This is a genomic window from Sodalis sp. dw_96 (assembly GCF_018449575.1).
Lineage (GTDB): Bacteria > Pseudomonadota > Gammaproteobacteria > Enterobacterales > Enterobacteriaceae > Acerihabitans.
Genome location: NZ_JAAVUT010000009.1, coordinates 183,478 through 199,797 on the forward strand (window position 1 = coordinate 183,478; position 16,320 = coordinate 199,797).

Here is a 16,320-nt window from a genome sequence, read left to right on the forward strand (position 1 = left end):
GAATTTAACATGCTGCGCCCCACCCCCGATGGCCCGATGGATAGCACCGCAGTGAGATAACCGGCACAAACTACTGGCAAACGTTCTGGGAGCCAAAGAGGCGGGACAGGATGCTGAAAGAGTAAACCGTCCGCGCCAGGGGCCAATACGCCGTCAGACGTCGGCCCGAAGGGCGGCTACCAGGGAGGGTAGCCGTAATCGCGCGGACCGAGCCCCCAGGATGGGTTCTCGGCAGGTTTATTATATCGCTACGATCTAGCAGCCTGTCCCGACCAGACGCTTTGCCAATAACCTCGCCAAGAGATAACCCGACGGTTTCTTATTTCCAGCGGCTTGAAAAAATGCCAGTATGGCTGGGCCATTGTCACCCTAACGTTGATTGTAAAGGAAGCCTATGCTGAAAATACTGGGCAGATCTTCATCCATTAATGTACGTAAGGTTTTGTGGGCCTGTGAGGAGTTAGGCATCGAGTATGAGCGCGAGGACTGGGGCAACGGGTTTAAATCCACCCAGAGCCCTGAATTTCTCGCGCTGAACCCCAATGCCATGGTGCCGGTTATCCAGGATCAGGACTTTGTCTTATGGGAATCGAATGCCATTATCCGTTACCTGGCGCGCGCCTACCGAGGCGAGTTGTTATACCCGGCGGCCCCCAAAATCCGCGCCGGCATCGACCAATGGATTGACTGGCAAGCCGCCGAACTCAATCCGGCCTGGAGCTATGTCTTCAGCGCGCTGGTACGACACAACCCTGAATATCCCGATGCCGACCGCATCACAGCCGCCACCGCCGCCTGGAGCGGGAAAATGTCGATCCTCAATAACCAGCTTAACGCCACCAACGCGTACGTTGCGGGTTCGGCATTCACCCTGGCGGATATTCCCATCGGTCTTTCGGTCAACCGCTGGTTCTCCACCCCGCTCCAGCGCCCCGACCTGCCGGCGGTGAGCGCCTATTATGAGCGATTAAGCCAGCGGCCGGCCTTTATGGCCCATGGCAGAAACGGACAGCCCTAATAACCGGCTCTAAACTGCAGACAAATGTATTCGGAGTCAATAAGGCGGCACAGGCACTTTGTAAACAAGCCCAAGTCTGAGAATTTCCCCGGCCTCAGGGCTGTTTCAACGCCGTTTGCGCCACATAGGGTTTCATGATTTCATCCGCCTGGCGCTGGGCGTCCCGAGCCGCATCCGCCACCAGGCGCGATTTGTCGGTGACTACCGACGCCAGCTGATTTTCCATGGCCTGACGCACCGCCACCGTCTCATAGGTGGCGTACCAGGGATGGGCATACTGCAGCTGTTGCAGCGCCACCGTCGCTCGGGGATCCTTGGCAAGATAATCCTTCATGGCCGGGGTATCGTAAGCGGCCATGCGCGGCGCGAAATAACCGGTGAACCGGCTCCATTGGCCATTCACGTCGGGGCTGATGAGATAGGTGAGAAATTCATAGGCGGCAGCCTTTTGCGCTTCGCTGATGCCCTTGAAACTCACCAGGCTGGCGCCGCCGATAATCACCGCCTGCCGCTGCTGGGCCGGCATCATCGCCACCTCCATGGTAAAATCGCGGCTATTATCGCGCATAAAACCCAATGCGCCGGTGCTCAGCAACGCCATGCCCAGTTTACCGGAGAAAAACGCGGCGCTGATTTGTTTGGTATTTAATACCCCCGCCGGCATCACCCCGTCGCGATACACCAGATTCTGCCAGAACTGCAGGGCCCCCCGGGCGCTGGGAGTGTCGTAATACACCTCCCCCGGATAGTTGTCGTTTGACCAGTTGCCCCCGTTGGCATGGGTCAGCGCGGAAAGCATCCAGCCGCCGTAATCGTCATTGGTGGACGGAATCATTATGCCCCATTGGCCTTTGTCTTTATTAGTGAGCTTTTTGGCGTCCGCCGCCAGTTCCGACCAGGTCCGCGGCGGCTGGCTTATGCCCGCCTGTTGGAACAGATCGCGATTATAATAAAGAATGGGGGTGGAGTTATGAAAAGGGATGGCATAGGTCTGGCCCAGCACCTGGGCATTCTGCTGTACCGCGGGCCAGAAGTTTTTTTGCAGGAAAGCCGTCGCCGATTGCTTGTCCGGTGAGAATTTAAATAATTCGTCCATGGGTAAAATCTCATCCTTCAGCGCCAGATCGACGGTAAAATTGGCGGACATAATCACCAGCGCCGGCGGGGAACCCGCTTTGGCCGCCGACTCCGCCTTAACCTTGGTGGTATCGTAGCCGCCGGTAAAAATGCCCCGCACCTCAACCCGCTGCTGGGATTGATTGAACTCTTTGATGATGCGGGTCATTTCCATCGTCAGCTTACCGTCCACCGGGGCGGGAAACATAAAGTCAATGGCCTCTTTCCCCCAGGCGCCGCCGCTTGCCGCCACGCCGCCCATCAGCAGCATCCAACCTGATATCTTCATTTAGTGCTCCCATAAAAGCGTATGGTGGTTAACCACCGAAAACAGATAACTATCCAGCGGTGAAAACGAGAGAGAAACCTCCTGCCCGGGGGCCGGAATAGCGCCGCGGTTTTCCCGGCGATACTGAATAACCCCCGCCGGGGTGTTTAAAACGATGAGATACTCGGCGCCATGCAGCTCTCGCCGCACTACCTGGCCGTGGAGAAAACCGTATTGCCGGTCCTCCGCCAGGTGCTCGGGACGTATTCCGAAATAGACTTCCTTTTCCCCGTAGTCCTGCACCGCATTGCCCCCCGGCCCGTCGATGGGTCGCCCCGCCAGCCAGGCCTTACCGTCGCCCCAGGGAAGTTTCAGGATATTCATGGCCGGTGTGCCGATAAACCCCGCCACGAACAGATTGGCCGGTCGCCGGTAAAGGGATTCCGGCGTACCGATTTGTTGCAGACGGCCCTGATGTAAAACCGCGATACGGTCCGCCATGGTCATGGCTTCGATTTGATCATGGGTAACGTAAACGGTGCTGATCTTCAGCTTCTCATGCAGCGCCATAATGCCGTCGCGTACTTCGCCACGCAGCCGGGCGTCAAGATTGGATAAGGGCTCGTCCATTAAAAACAGCGCCGGTTCGCGGATAATGGCCCGCGCCATGGCCACACGCTGCCGCTGGCCGCCGGAAAGCTGGGACGGTTTTCTATCCAGCAGCGGCTGCAATTGCAGCAAATCCACCACCTTGGCCAGCCGCTGGGGAAATCCCGCCGCCGGCTCGCCGCGTATTTTCATGCCGAACAGAATGTTATTTCTCACCGTCATATGGGGAAACAGGGCATAATTTTGGAAAATCAGCGAGAAATTGCGCTCCCGTGGGGTCCGGTTGACGATGTCAGCGCCGTTAAACAGCATGCGGCCCGCGGTGGGCTGCTCCAGACCGGCCAAGATCCGCAGCAGGGTACTTTTGCCGCATCCCGAAGGCCCTACCAGCACCAGAAATTCCCCTTCCCGGATGTCCAGCGTCACCTCCCGCAGGACATCCACCTCGCCGAAGCGTTTGGTCAAGCCGTCGATTGACAATAAAGACATCAGAACGTATCCAGCGGGCAGCTGATTCGCGGATCGTATAACCAAGGCCCGGCATAGTGCGCCAGAGAGTGGTAGCTGCTCACCAACCCTACCCCATCCACCAGGTTGTGCATCATCATGGCGCCCGGTTCAAGGCTGTAATAAGCCCGATCGTCCGAGTGGTAATAAGGCACCTGATGCACGGTGGCGGGAGCGGAGCAAATCAGCGCCTGCCGATACTGGGTGGCAATCATGCGATGCACATGACCGCAGAATATTCGCGTCAGGTGGCCGAAGCGCTCAATCAGCGCCAACAGGGCCATGCCGTTGTCACAGGCAATGGGATCCATCTGCGCCGAGCCGAACGCCAGCGGCGGATGATGCATAAAAACATAACTCTCTTTATCGTCCTGAGATAACGCCCGTTCCAACCAGCGCAGGGTATTTTCACTTAAATGGCCGTGGGCGGCGCCGGTCACCGAACTGTCGATAAACAGCAGCCGTACCGGGAAATCATCCACTTGATAGGCGATATTTTCCGGATCCTGGCCCAGTTGCGGACAAAGCTCACTGAAGGCGTCAAGGAAAAAAGCCTTGTTATCATGGTTGCCGGGAATGACATAGAGCGGATAGTCCAGCATGCCCAGCATGCGGCGGGCCAGACGATACTCCCCCGGCTCGCCGCAGTTGACGATATCGCCGGTGATAATCACCGCATCGGGCCGTTCCGCCAGCGCATTGATCCGGTTGATAATTTCTCCATTGGCGGCATTGACATCGATAAAGTCATACAGCTTCGTTCCCTGATGGCGAAAGTGAAGATCGGAAAGTTGAGCAATAAACATAATCGTCCTCTTATTTGATACCGGAGAAGCCAAAACTACTGAGAAAATGCTTTTGACACAGAATGAACGCCACCATCAGCGGCAGGCAGACCATCAGGGATCCGGCGCTGATAAGCCCCCACTGACCGCCGGATTCCGCTCCCAGGGCAAAGGACGCCAAGCCCACGGTAAGCACCTGCTTATCGGGATCGTTCAAGACCATCAGCGGCCAGAGAAACTCGTTCCAATGATAGGTAATGGAGACGGTAGCGAACGCCAGCAGCGCGGGTCGGGTCATGGGCAGCAGAATATGCGCCACCACCTGCCACCAGCGGCAACCTTCCATCAGCGCCGCATCCTCCAGCTCGCGGGGAATATTGAGAAAAGCCTGCCGCATCAGGAAAACGCCGAAGGCCGAGGCGAAATAAGGCAGCATGGTCCCGGTCAGGGTATTGAGCAGGCCGAGCTGGTGCAGCGTCATCATATTGGGCACCATCAGCATGACCGGCATGATCATCAATTGAATCAGCAGCAGGTAAAACAAGGTGGTTTTGCCGCGAAACCGGTGATAGGCAAACACATAGCCCGCCGTGGTAATGGTCACCAGCTGTACCGCAAACGTCCCGAGGGCGAAAATCAGCGTATTGCCATATAACCGCAGCCAATCGGCGCTCTCCCATGCCTCGTCCAACGTGCCGAAGGTCAAGGGCCGGCGGGGCAGGATCGACGCCATGGCGGGGGAAAAACTGTCGGCGCTGAACGTGGATGAAATCATCCAGAATATCGGCGTAAGCCACAGCAGGGCGGCGCAGATCAGCAGCAGCGCGAGGGTATGCAGCGGGAAGCGCGGTTTAACGCTCATAGTGCACCCCCTTTTCCAGGGTACGCAGATTAAGAATGGAAATCACAAACAGGGCGACCATGGTGAAGAATGTGGCGGCTGACGCTTTACCGAAATCGTGGCTGTTGTTGGCCAGGTTCTGGATATAAAACAGCACCACCGAGGTGGCATTGTTGGGGCCGCCCTGGGTCATGATCACCACATGATCGATTTGGGTGATGGCATAGACCAAGGCGATAATGATGACAAAATTCAGCGTTGGCCTGATCAGCGGCAGGGTGATATAAAAAAATACCTGCCGCTGGCCAGCTCCTTCCATAATAGCCGCTTCCCGCGGCGAAGCCGGCAGGCCTTGCAGGGCGGCCAGGAAAAACAGCATGTAATAGCCGGCAAACTTCCAGATACCCACCGCCGCCAGGGCCACCATCGCGCTGTTCCCCATGCCGAGGTAATTCACCGACAGCGGACCGGCCACTTTGCCAAGGTAATAATCCAGCAGGCCCAGATTGGGAATGAAAATAAACGTCCACAGGGTGGCTGCGCCCACCAAGGGAATAATGGTAGGGAAAAAAAACGCCGTGCGCAGCCAGCGATTTACGCGGGTGTTCTCCGTCAGCCACACCGCCAGAACCAGGGCCAGCACGATACCGGGTATGACGGTCAGCAGGATATAAACGCCGTTGTTTCTGAGGGACAGCCAGAACACCGGGTCTTGAAACAGGCGGATAAAATTGTCCATGCCGACGAAAGGCGGATTGTCGGTGGAAAGCCTGGAATCATGCAGGCTGTCAATCAGGGCGCGGAATAACGGAAGATAGGTGAAACCGACGAGGAAAATAAACGTGGGTGCCAGCAGCAAATAGGGAAACAGGCGTTTGCGCATAAGAAGACTTCTGCATAACGGCTTCAAGTGCATCCTATCCTATAGGCCGTTTTTGACAGTTTTAAGTCAGTTATGTTTAACGCCCCGTTTACTCCCTTCCCTTTAGCTCAATAACCCGGCGCAGACGTTTATGGATAAGCCGAGAATAACCAGGTTGAAAATAAAGGATAATACCGACTGCAAAAGAGCAATGCGCCTGACATCCGAACTGCCGATGGCGACATCGGCGGTTTGTGACGCCACGCCGATGGTAAAGGAAAAATATAAAAAATCCCAATAACGGGGTTTTCGTAAATCATTGGGAAATAGCAATGCTAATTCCGGCTTCGCCCGGGTTCGGTAAAACAGATGGGCATAATGCATGGCGAATGTCGTAGGCAACAGAGCCCAGGACGCTATAAGCGTCGTGCCGGTCAGGACAAGGTGCATAACCTTGGAGGTTCCCGACAGCTGTTTCACCGTGCTCAGTTCCAGCAAAATCACCAGGATGCTCACCAGACAGGTTACGCTCACCAGCGACAAAACCGTCGTGGCGCTCTCGTCCTGAATACGGGCGATATGCCTGATATCCTCTTCCTCGGCCCGCATCATCAGCCACCAGAGGAAAACCAGGTATAACCAGGCCAGCACATTCCAACTGATGGTCAGGCGCATCAGCGTAGAAAAGCTCGCAGGCAACAAAAAATAAGCCAGGATCCCGGCGCCGACGGCGATCAGCAATCTCGGACGAGCGGTTAAATAATGTTTTACCGGATGTAGCAAAAGCAGACTCATCGATTGGACCGTGCCTTGAAGAAGATGATGATAGCGTAGCCTACCGGGAGCCGAACGCCAGTCGCCGCGAGGAGGGGCCGGCGGACAGCATACGTAAAAAAACCGGTCCGGACCGGTTTTTTATCATGACGCGCACTCGCGGCGGACTACCGCCGCGATGGCTTCGGCGCTATTCAGCGTCCGGATCGCATTAAACAGCGTCGCCGCCTGCGGGTACTCCTTTCGCAGGAAACCCAGCCATTGTTTAATGCGCGCCACGTGATACAGGCCGGTATCGCCGGATTTTTCCAAACTGACATAGCGATGTAACAGGGCCGCCACCGACGGCCAGGGCATGACCGGCTCGTTATATTTTACCACCCGGCTGAGATTCGGCACGCTCAGGGCGCCGCGCCCGAGCATCACCGCATCACAGCCGGTGACCGCCCGGCAGGCCTGTCCGCTTTGCCAGTCGCGAATCTCGCCGTTGGCGATAACCGGAATGGTCAGGCGCCGGCGAATGGCGGCAATGGCCGGCCAGTCGATGCGCTCCGCCCGATAACCATCCTCTTTGGTGCGGCCATGAACCACCAGTTCGGTGGCCCCCGCCTGCTGTACCGCGTCGGCGATTTCCAGGCTCCGTTGCGAGGAGTCCCAGCCAAGCCTGATTTTCACCGTGACCGGCAGAGAGGCCGGTACCGCCTCGCGCATCGCTTTGGCCCCCTGGTAAATCAGTTCGGGATCTTTAAGCAGCGTCGCCCCGCCGCCGCTGCCGTTCACCGTTTTCGACGGGCACCCGCAGTTAAGATCGATACCGGGCGATCCCAGTTCCACCGCCCGCAAGGCATTCTCCCCCAGCCACTGGGGATATTGACCCAGCAATTGCACCCGCACCGGCGTGCCGTCCGGGGTAAGGCCGGCCCGGTGAAGTTCAGGGCACAGACGATAAAAACTTTTTACCGGCAGCAGACCGTCCACCACCCGCAGAAATTCGGTGATGCACAAATCGTAATCGTTAATGCCGCAGAGCAATTCCCGCACCAACGAATCGAGAACACCCTCCATGGGGGCCAGTAAAACGCGCATGAGATATCCGGAAAAAAGATCGCGCCATAGTAGGGGATTGGAGCAGGAAAAATCAATGGCTATTAATGAAGCTTAAATCGAGCCTGTTAAAGGGAGAGCGCGCCAATGTGGTCGAAGCGGGCGTGGTTTTTCCGCCCGCGGAGCGCCACATGGCACGCTAGGCCCGCCATCACTGAAGCTTAAACCGAGCCTGTTAAAGGGAGAGCGCGCCAATGTGGTCAAAGCGGGCGTGGTTTTTCCGCTCGCGGAGCGCCACATGGCACGCTAGGCCCGCCATCACTGAAGCTTGAACCGAGCCTGTTAAAGGGAGCGCGCGCCCCTATTTTTTATTGCCGCTGCGGCTGTCCCGCGCGCCGGAACCGGCATAGGAGGAAGACGAACCGGCGGAGCGACGCGGGGCGCCGCCACGCCCTGGCTGCGATGCGCCGTCAGTGTCACGGCGACGCTGGGGAGGCCTGGCATCGCGGCTACCGCTATCGTGAGAACCGCCGTTGCCTTCCCGCCCGCCGCCGCTGCGTGGACCACCCCGGGACGGAGCGCCACGAGAAGGGCCGCTGCCGGTACGACTGCCGCGTCCGGTTTGTAACGGCTCGGCTTTGATGGTCGGATCCGGATCATATCCCGGCAACGCAATGCGCGGAATCGGTTTTTTCAGCATACGTTCGATATCGCGCAGCAAACCGTATTCATCGACACACACCAGCGACAAGGCTTCGCCGGTAGCGTCGGCACGACCGGTACGACCGATACGGTGAACATAGTCTTCCGCAATCTGCGGCAGTTCATAGTTCACCACATGGGGCAGCAAATCGATATCCAGCCCGCGGGCGGCGATATCGGTGGCCACCAGCACGCGTATTTGCCCTTGCTTAAAATCCGCCAGCGCCCGGGTACGCGCGCCCTGGCTTTTATTGCCATGGATCGCCGCCGAAGTGATGCCGTCTTTATTCAGCAATTCCGCCAAATGATTGGCGCCATGTTTGGTGCGGGTAAAGACCAGCACCTGACGCCAGTCGTGATGGCCTATCATATAGGACAGCAATTCCCGTTTGCGTTTTTTATCCACCAGATGAACACATTGCTCAATCTGGTCGGCGGGGGCGTTGCGACGCGCCACTTCCACCGATGCCGGATTATTCAGCAGGGTATTGGCCAGCACCTTGATATCATCGGAGAACGTCGCCGAGAACATCAGGCTCTGCTTTTTAGCCGGCAACAGTTTCATCACCCGGCGAATATCATGGATAAAGCCCATATCCAGCATGCGATCGGCTTCGTCCAGAACCAGAATTTCCACCGCCGACAAATCGACGGCGCGCTGCTGTGCCAAATCCAGCAGACGTCCCGGGGTTGCCACCAGGACATCCACGCCGCCGCGCAGCTTCATCATTTGCGGATTAATGCTGACGCCGCCAAAAACCACCAGCGAACGAATGGAGAGCTGGGTGCTGTATTCAACCACATTCTCGCCAATCTGCGCCGCCAGTTCACGGGTGGGCGTCAAAATCAGCGCCCGCACCGGACGGCGGTTCTTGGCCAATGGATTTTGGCTAAGCATTTGAAGTATCGGCAGGGTAAACGCGGCGGTTTTGCCGGTGCCGGTCTGTGCACTGGCCATAATATCGCGGCCCTGCAGAATATAGGGGATTGCCTGTTGCTGCACCGGCGTCGGCTGCTCATAGCCCTTGTCGGATAACGCACGCAAAATCTCAGCACTCAGGCCAAGTGATTCGAATGACATAATATTGAAAAACTCCAGATCCGCCCCGACGTCGCCAGCCATTCTGCGCTCAGGGGGATAATCAGATGGGAGGCTAAGCCTTTCCATGGTGAACGGACGAAAACTATTACAAGGATTGTAGCAAAAATAGTAACAAAATGGGATGGGTATCGGATAAATAACTGTAATCCGGTTGTTGTTACATCGTCCGTTAGCCCTTAGGCCAGCGGACCCGGCGAGCATAAAACGCAATAACCCTTAGCCGGCATTGAGAAATTTATTCAGAAACTGCTGCGTGCGTTCATGCTGCGGGTGGGTAAAAAGATCTTTGGCCGCGCCCTGTTCAGTTATCGCCCCGTTATCCATAAAGATGGCCCGGTCAGCCACATCGCGTGCAAAACTCATCTCATGGGTAACGATGATCATGGTGCGTTTTTCCTCCGCCAGCGCGCGGATGGTATTCAACACCTCCCCCACCAGTTCGGGATCCAGCGCCGATGTCGGCTCATCGAACAGGATAACCTCGGGACGCATTGCCAGCGCACGGGCAATGGCCACCCGCTGCTGCTGGCCGCCGGATAGGCGTTTGGGATACGCGTTTTCCTTGCCGCTCAATCCCACTTTGGCCAGCAGGGCACGCGCCCGTTCGATGGCCTCTTCCCGCGGCTCGCCTTTGACAATCACCGGCCCCTCGATGATATTTTCCAATACCGATCGGTGGGGAAACAGGTTGAAGTTTTGGAATACGAACCCGACCTGCTGGCGCAAGGCCCTGATTTGCCGCTTCTGTGCGCTCAGGGGCCGGGCGCCGTCGATAAGAATCGAACCCACCTTGATAGTGCCGCTATCCGGTTCTTCCAGCAAATTGATGCTGCGCAGCATCGTGGTTTTACCCGACCCGCTGGGCCCGACAATCGCCAGCACATCGCCTGTCTCCACTGAAAGATCGATGCCGTTAAGCACCCGGTGTCCGTTGAAGGTTTTTACCAGTTGCCTGACTTCAATAGTGCTCATGACGACTCCCTTTGTGCTTCCCTATGGCGGATAACCTTGGCCGGATGGATTTTTTTCAGCAGATTAACATGGCCGGGGAACCGACGCATCAATCAAAAAAGTCTGGTACATGGGGTAAAAGACATAAGGGGCACGGGATTTACACAGCGGGATGATAAGCAAACAGCGCCGGTGATCCGCCGGTATGCACAAACAGGATCGGGCCGTCGGGGAAACGGTCTTGATTGACGCCGTCTATCAACCCCGCCATGGCCTTGCCGGTATAGACAGGATCGAGCAAAATCCCCTCCAGACGCGCGACCAGCTTGATAGCCGCCAGCCCTTCCTCGTTGGGCATGCCGTAACGGGGAGCGAAATAGTCATCCCACAGGACGATATCAGCCAGCGGCTGATTGACATTCAGCGCCTGGGCCAGTTGCTGCCGCAAAGCCGCCACTTTCGGGCGCTGCTGTTCGGCGGTGCGGGATACCGTAACGCCGATGACCCGGGTTTCCGGCAGCAGGATCTGCAGCCCCAGCGCCAGTCCGGCATGGGTGCCGGCACTGCCCGAGGCGGTCACCACGCTGCCCGGCCGGATAAGCCCGTCGCATTGGTGGGCAATCTCAATGGCGCAGCCGACATAACCCAACGCCCCCAGCGCGTTCGAACCGCCCACCGGCACCACATATGGCCTGAATCCCTGCGCTTCCAGGCGTTCGGCGATGTCCGCCAGCTGTTGATCCGGTTGATCGAGAGCCTCGCAAGACATCACCTCCACGTCGAACAGATCCAGCAGCAGCCGGTTGCCGTTGGTAAGATAATTGTCGGCGCGGGTGCCGATGGGATTTTCCAATAACGCGACGCAGCGCAGGCCCAGTTTTGCCGCCACCGCCGCCGTCTGGCAGACATGGTTGGATTGGATGGCGCCGGCGGTCACCAGGGTATCGGCTCCCTGGCGCAAGGCATCGGCAGCGAGGAATTCCAGTTTGCGCAGCTTGTTGCCGCCCATGGCCAGCGGCGTAACATCGTCCCGTTTGATAAAGATTTCCCGGCCAAGGTAATCGGATAACCGCGCCAGGTATTCCAGCGGTGTCGGTGGGCCAATAAGGTCCAGGCGTGGATAATCCGCCAGCCGCAGTGATAAATCCATTATCCGTCTCCGGCGCCGGGGGGAAAATCAATGTTTCCCGGCCGGCGCGCTTCAAGGGTCAGCGGCGGTTGCCGAAAATGCGCAGCAGCATCAGGAACAGGTTAATAAAGTCCAGATAGAGGGTCAGCGCGCCGACGATGGAGTATTTGCGGTAGCTATCCTTATCATCCGCTGAAAGCTGCGAACCCATATATTTTAGCTTCTGCGTGTCATAGGCGGTCAGGCCGACAAACACCAGCACGCCGATATAGGTCACTACCCACATCAGTTGGGTGCTTTTTAGCCAGATATTCACCACCGATGCCAGCACGATACCGATCAGCGCCATGAACAGCAGGTTGCCGAAGCTGCTTAAGTCGCGTTTGGTGGTGTAACCATAAAGGCTCATGGCGCCGAACATGCCGCCGGCCACCACAAACGTCCCGGCAATGGACGAGGCGGTGTAGATGATAAAAATGCTCGACAGCGTCAGCCCGGTAAGGGCGGAATAGAGCATGAACAACCCGGTGGCCACCGTGCCGCTCAGGCGCCTGACCATGCCGGAAATCACGAACACCACCGCCAGCTGCGCGATAATCAGGCCGAAGAAGGTGATCTGGCTGGAAAAAATCAGATTCATCACCGCCGGTGTACGCGCGGCGTACCAGGAAACGAACGCGGTCAACAACAATCCGCAGGTCATCCAGCCATACACCTGTGCCATAAATGGCTGAATACCGGCATCAGCACGTTCCACAATGGAACCCTGAGAACGGGGGAATCGATCCATGACTGTCACCTTTAACGTATACGGAAAACCAAGGCCGTAATTTGACCTGATTACACTATCCATATTAAGGCATGCATAATCAGGGAATGCTTTATCAAGGCATGCATTTTTACAAGCATGCGTTACTAAGGCATAGCTACGACCCACCTACCTATAGCTTACCACAAAGCTTATCACAAAAACCCCTGGCCCGATAAAGGGTCAATGGTAAAAAAAAGCGGCCGGCGCGGCGGATTAACAAGGCGGTTAAACGGCCCCGCGGGCCATTGAAGCCGTGTTTAATCAGACCGCCAGCGATCCGCCGCCTGGCGATCGCCGGGACGGGCATCCAGCCAGCGACCGCCGTCCGGTGTGGTCTCGCGCTTCCAGAAAGGGGCGCGGGTTTTAAGGTAATCCATGATGAATTCGGCGGCGTCAAACGCCGCGCCGCGATGGACCCCGCTGACACCCACCAGGACAATCGGGTCTCCCGCCCGCAGCTCTCCTACCCGATGAATCACCGTCACCCTCTGCAACGGCCAGCGGCGCCGGGCTTCATCCACAATCTCCGCCAGGGCTTTTTCGGTCATGCCCGGGTAATGCTCAAGGGTCAGGGCCGTCACCGCGTCTCCCTGGTTATGATTGCGCACTTTGCCAGTGAAAGTGACCACCGCGCCGTCTTCATCGCAGTCCGATAGCCAGGCATACTCATCCGCCATACTGAACGGCTGCTCGCTGATACGAATACGGGTATTTACCATTTCAGCCCCCGGTGACCGGCGGAAAGAACGCCACTTCGTCGCCGGGCGCCAGAGGGTGATCCCGGCTCACCAGCGCCTGGTTGACCGCCGCCAGCAGTGTGTCCGGCTCCAGCGCCCGCGACCAGCGATCACCCCGATCGCACAGCGCCAGACGCAACGCTTCCACCGTGCCGTAGACGCTATCCACCGTCAGGCGGTCCACACCCGCCAATTCCCGGACCTGAGCAAAAAAAAGCACGGTTATCATCAGGCGGCCGCCTCGAAATCGCCGGATTTGCCGCCGCTCTTCGCCAACAGACGCACCGGGCCTATGACCATATCTTTTTGCACCGCTTTGCACATATCGTAAATGGTCAGCGCCGCCACCGATGCGGCGGTCAGGGCTTCCATTTCCACGCCGGTCTTGCCGGTGAGACGGCAACGGGTTTCGATGCGTACCCGGTTATGGGCGGTTTGCGCTTCCAGGTGCACCTCGACGTTGCTCAGCGCCAGCGGATGGCACAGAGGAATAAGTTCCCAGGTCCGTTTGGCGGCCTGGATGCCGGCGATGCGCGCGACGGCGAAAACATCGCCTTTATGATGTTTGCCTTCGACGATCATGTCGAGAGTAGACGCCGACATGCTGACATAGGCCTCGGCCCTTGCTTCGCGCCGGGTCTCGTCTTTGGCGGAAACATCCACCATGAACGCTTCGCCGTCGGCGTTGATATGAGTGAGGGATGACATTACGTACTCCTTGCCGGGTCTCAGCCGCCGATAAACGAAAGGTTGCGGGTACTGCCGGGATTGCCCTGATGCAGGAAATGGGTCTGTTTTTTCATCGTTAGCCCACCGGCGATGCGCAGTTTTAACGCTTCCAGGGATTCGTCGCGGTCCAGCAGATCGCGCAGTGGAATGCCCTCTTCGCCGAACAGGCAGAGATGCAGGTTGCCGGTTGCCGAAACCCGCAGACGATTGCAACTGGCGCAAAAATCCTTGGCGTAAGGCATAATCAGACCGATCTCTCCCTGATAGTCGGCATGACGGAACACCAGGGCGGGACCGTCGGTACGCCCGCGTGGCTGTAATTCCCAGCCAAGGGTCAGCAAGCGCCGGTGGATGCCGTCACCGGAAACGTGGCGCCGGCGAAATAGTTCACCGCCGTCGCCGGTTTCCATCAATTCGATAAAACGCAGTTGAATCGGCCGGGATTTAATCCAGGCCAGGAATGCGTCGAGATGGATATCGTTAACGTCGCGCATCAGGACCGTGTTCACCTTGACCTTGGCAAACCCGGCCTCGAACGCCGCGTCGATGCCGGCCATAACCTGCAGGAACTTGTCCTGTCCGGTAATGGCCTTGAATTGACGGGCATCCAGGCTGTCGACGCTGACGTTAAGCGCCGTCAAGCCGGCGGCGCGCCAGGAAGCGATATCCCGCGCCAGCCGATAACCGTTGGTGGTCACCGCCAGAGTGGTAATGGACGCATGGGAGCGAACCGCGGCGATAATGTCGCAGAAGTCACGGCGCAGGGAGGGTTCACCGCCGGTCAGACGGACTTTTTCCGTCCCCAAATCGGCAAATGCTCCGGTAGCGCGCCGGATTTCATCCAGCGACAGGAAGCTTTTGTTGGTGTTTCCGTTAGGCCGGTAGCCGTCGGGCAAACAGTAGGTACAACGAAAGTTACAGACATCCGTGACCGACAGACGCAAATAGTAAAATTTGCGCGCAAACGCATCAATGAGTTGTGGCACCGTTAACACCTTTCCAAATACGGGAGATGCGGACATTTCTATCCTGCACCCTGGTGGCCTGAGGGACCACGGCCAATACACCCTATCGCTCATCCGGGAGCCACTTAGGCATAAAGGCTAGGAGTTCGGGTTCACACGCCGGAGCAGCACTCCGACGGCAAAACCGGGTTCAGCCTTCATTCTAGTCCTAATCATTTACCTTAGCCATGGCCGGGGTCGGGAAATTTCGCTATATAAACATATATATAGCGAAACATTGATGCATTTATAGTCCGATTTTTCAAAAGATTGCGAGTCAATACGCGTAAATCGCTTTGCAGCCTCGCTTTTAGCACCGAATCCGCTATTTTAAGCATAACGGGGTTATTGATACCTATTTTGAGGAGTGTTATGGGCAATCCCACCCTGGCGAAACTGAAGCATGTCGTGGCTTTGGGCGGCGGCCATGGTTTAGGGCGGGCCATGTCGGCGCTTTCTTCCCTGGGTTCCGGATTGACCGGTATTGTTACCACCACCGACAATGGCGGTTCCACCGGACGCATCAGGCTGACCCAAGGCGGCATTGCCTGGGGTGACACGCGTACCTGCCTTAACCAGCTTGTTCCAGAACGCAGTATCGCGGCGGCGATGTTTGAATACCGTTTCAGCGGTCGGGGAGAACTGGCCGGCCACAATCTCGGCAATCTGATGCTCACCGCCCTGGACGATTTAAGCGTCCGCCCGTTGGAAGCCATTAATTTGATACGCAGTTTACTGAAGGTTGAGGCGCAGTTAATCCCCATGTCGGAACAACCGGTGGATTTACAGGCGGAGGCCGCCGGCGGCGAAATCATTTACGGCGAAGTGGCGGTGGATAATCTGCGGGAGCTGCCCATCGGCCTGGGGCTTTGCCCCACGGTGACCGCCACCCCTGAAGCCCTGGAGGCGATATCGGCGGCGGATCTTATCCTCTTGGGACCCGGCAGCTTTTTAACCAGCCTGATGCCTCTGCTGCTGCTGCCGGATCTCACCCAGGCCCTGCGCCAAAGCCGGGCCCCGCTGATCTATATCGATAACCTGGGCCGTGAGCTGAGCGTCGCCGCCGCCAATCTGCGCCTGCGGCAAAAACTGGACCTGATGGAGCGGGCCATCGGCGGACAACAAAGAATCGATGGGCTGATACTCGGGCCGGACAGCGATGCGGCCGACGCACGGCAACGCCTGGCGATCCAACAGCCTTTGGCGGCCTTGGATATCCCTCACCATCACGACCGCGTGCTGCTGCGGGACGCGCTGGAAAAGCTGGTGTCATTAGTGGGCTGAGGCAATTTGCCATCAGTCCACGAAACTCTTGCTTACGCGCGTTCGAT

Annotated in this window: 16 protein-coding genes, 1 pseudogene and 1 riboswitch; of the genes and pseudogenes, 2 read left to right on the forward strand and 15 right to left on the reverse strand. The window is 57.4% G+C overall.

Annotation, left to right across the window (positions count from 1 at the left end; genetic code table 11):
• The first annotated feature begins 394 nt into the window (after positions 1-394).
• Positions 395-1,018, forward strand: a complete 624-nt coding sequence (locus HB631_RS15300; RefSeq protein WP_213992028.1) for a glutathione S-transferase — start codon at positions 395-397, stop codon at positions 1,016-1,018.
• A 94-nt stretch (positions 1,019-1,112) separates the two neighbouring features.
• Here HB631_RS15300 and HB631_RS15305 read toward each other — a convergent pair whose 3' ends face one another.
• The 15 genes and pseudogenes from HB631_RS15305 to moaA all read right to left on the reverse strand — a co-directional run bounded on the left by HB631_RS15305 (position 1,113) and on the right by moaA (position 14,971).
• Positions 1,113-2,405 (reverse strand): ABC transporter substrate-binding protein, encoded by a 1,293-nt coding sequence (locus HB631_RS15305; RefSeq protein ID WP_255557034.1) that lies wholly within the window; start codon positions 2,403-2,405, stop codon positions 1,113-1,115.
• A gap of 18 nt (positions 2,406-2,423) precedes the next feature.
• Positions 2,424-3,500, reverse strand: a complete 1,077-nt coding sequence (locus tag HB631_RS15310; RefSeq protein ID WP_213992030.1) for an ABC transporter ATP-binding protein — start codon at positions 3,498-3,500, stop codon at positions 2,424-2,426.
• Positions 3,500-4,324 (reverse strand): phosphodiesterase, encoded by an 825-nt coding sequence (locus tag HB631_RS15315; RefSeq protein WP_213992031.1) that lies wholly within the window; start codon positions 4,322-4,324, stop codon positions 3,500-3,502. Before HB631_RS15315 ends, HB631_RS15310 begins: the two co-directional genes overlap by 1 nt.
• Positions 4,325-4,334: 10 nt before the next feature.
• Positions 4,335-5,135 (reverse strand): annotated as a pseudogene (locus HB631_RS15320) (carbohydrate ABC transporter permease); the annotation flags it as partial.
• A 19-nt stretch (positions 5,136-5,154) separates the two neighbouring features.
• Positions 5,155-6,027, reverse strand: coding sequence for a sugar ABC transporter permease (locus HB631_RS15325; protein ID WP_213992033.1), 873 nt, complete (start codon positions 6,025-6,027; stop codon positions 5,155-5,157).
• Between the two features lie 102 nt (positions 6,028-6,129).
• Positions 6,130-6,801 (reverse strand): DUF1345 domain-containing protein, encoded by a 672-nt coding sequence (locus HB631_RS15330; protein ID WP_213992034.1) that lies wholly within the window; start codon positions 6,799-6,801, stop codon positions 6,130-6,132.
• 123 nt (positions 6,802-6,924) lie between these two features.
• Positions 6,925-7,866 carry a tRNA dihydrouridine(16) synthase DusC gene (dusC, locus tag HB631_RS15335; RefSeq protein WP_213992035.1) on the reverse strand — a complete coding sequence of 314 codons (942 nt, stop codon included), beginning with the start codon at positions 7,864-7,866 and terminating at the stop codon, positions 6,925-6,927.
• Between the two features lie 319 nt (positions 7,867-8,185).
• Positions 8,186-9,607: an ATP-dependent RNA helicase RhlE gene (gene rhlE, locus HB631_RS15340; protein ID WP_213992096.1), complete on the reverse strand. Its 1,422-nt coding sequence runs from the start codon at positions 9,605-9,607 to the stop codon at positions 8,186-8,188.
• A gap of 237 nt (positions 9,608-9,844) precedes the next feature.
• Positions 9,845-10,600 carry an L-cystine ABC transporter ATP-binding protein TcyN gene (tcyN, locus tag HB631_RS15345; protein ID WP_213992036.1) on the reverse strand — a complete coding sequence of 252 codons (756 nt, stop codon included), beginning with the start codon at positions 10,598-10,600 and terminating at the stop codon, positions 9,845-9,847.
• 139 nt (positions 10,601-10,739) lie between these two features.
• A complete protein-coding gene (locus HB631_RS15350) occupies positions 10,740-11,729 on the reverse strand; it encodes a D-cysteine desulfhydrase (RefSeq protein WP_213992037.1) in 990 nt (329 codons plus the stop codon).
• A 58-nt stretch (positions 11,730-11,787) separates the two neighbouring features.
• Entirely contained in the window at positions 11,788-12,498 is a 711-nt protein-coding gene (locus HB631_RS15355) for a Bax inhibitor-1/YccA family protein (protein WP_213992038.1), read from the reverse strand.
• Between the two features lie 278 nt (positions 12,499-12,776).
• Entirely contained in the window at positions 12,777-13,238 is a 462-nt protein-coding gene (gene moaE / locus HB631_RS15360; protein ID WP_213992039.1) for a molybdopterin synthase catalytic subunit MoaE, read from the reverse strand.
• A 1-nt stretch (position 13,239) separates the two neighbouring features.
• On the reverse strand, positions 13,240-13,485 hold the full coding sequence (gene moaD, locus HB631_RS15365) for a molybdopterin synthase sulfur carrier subunit (protein WP_213992040.1): 246 nt from the start codon (positions 13,483-13,485) through the stop codon (positions 13,240-13,242).
• Positions 13,485-13,964, reverse strand: coding sequence for a cyclic pyranopterin monophosphate synthase MoaC (gene moaC / locus HB631_RS15370; protein ID WP_213992041.1), 480 nt, complete (start codon positions 13,962-13,964; stop codon positions 13,485-13,487). Before moaC ends, moaD begins: the two co-directional genes overlap by 1 nt.
• Before the next feature lie 20 nt (positions 13,965-13,984).
• Positions 13,985-14,971 (reverse strand): GTP 3',8-cyclase MoaA, encoded by a 987-nt coding sequence (gene moaA / locus HB631_RS15375; RefSeq protein ID WP_213992043.1) that lies wholly within the window; start codon positions 14,969-14,971, stop codon positions 13,985-13,987.
• A riboswitch (molybdenum cofactor riboswitch) is annotated at positions 14,962-15,106 on the reverse strand. (Overlaps the previous gene by 10 nt.)
• Positions 15,107-15,361: 255 nt before the next feature.
• Between moaA and yvcK the strand changes: the two genes are divergently transcribed.
• Positions 15,362-16,273, forward strand: a complete 912-nt coding sequence (yvcK, locus tag HB631_RS15380; protein ID WP_213992044.1) for a uridine diphosphate-N-acetylglucosamine-binding protein YvcK — start codon at positions 15,362-15,364, stop codon at positions 16,271-16,273.
• Positions 16,274-16,320 lie beyond the last annotated feature (47 nt).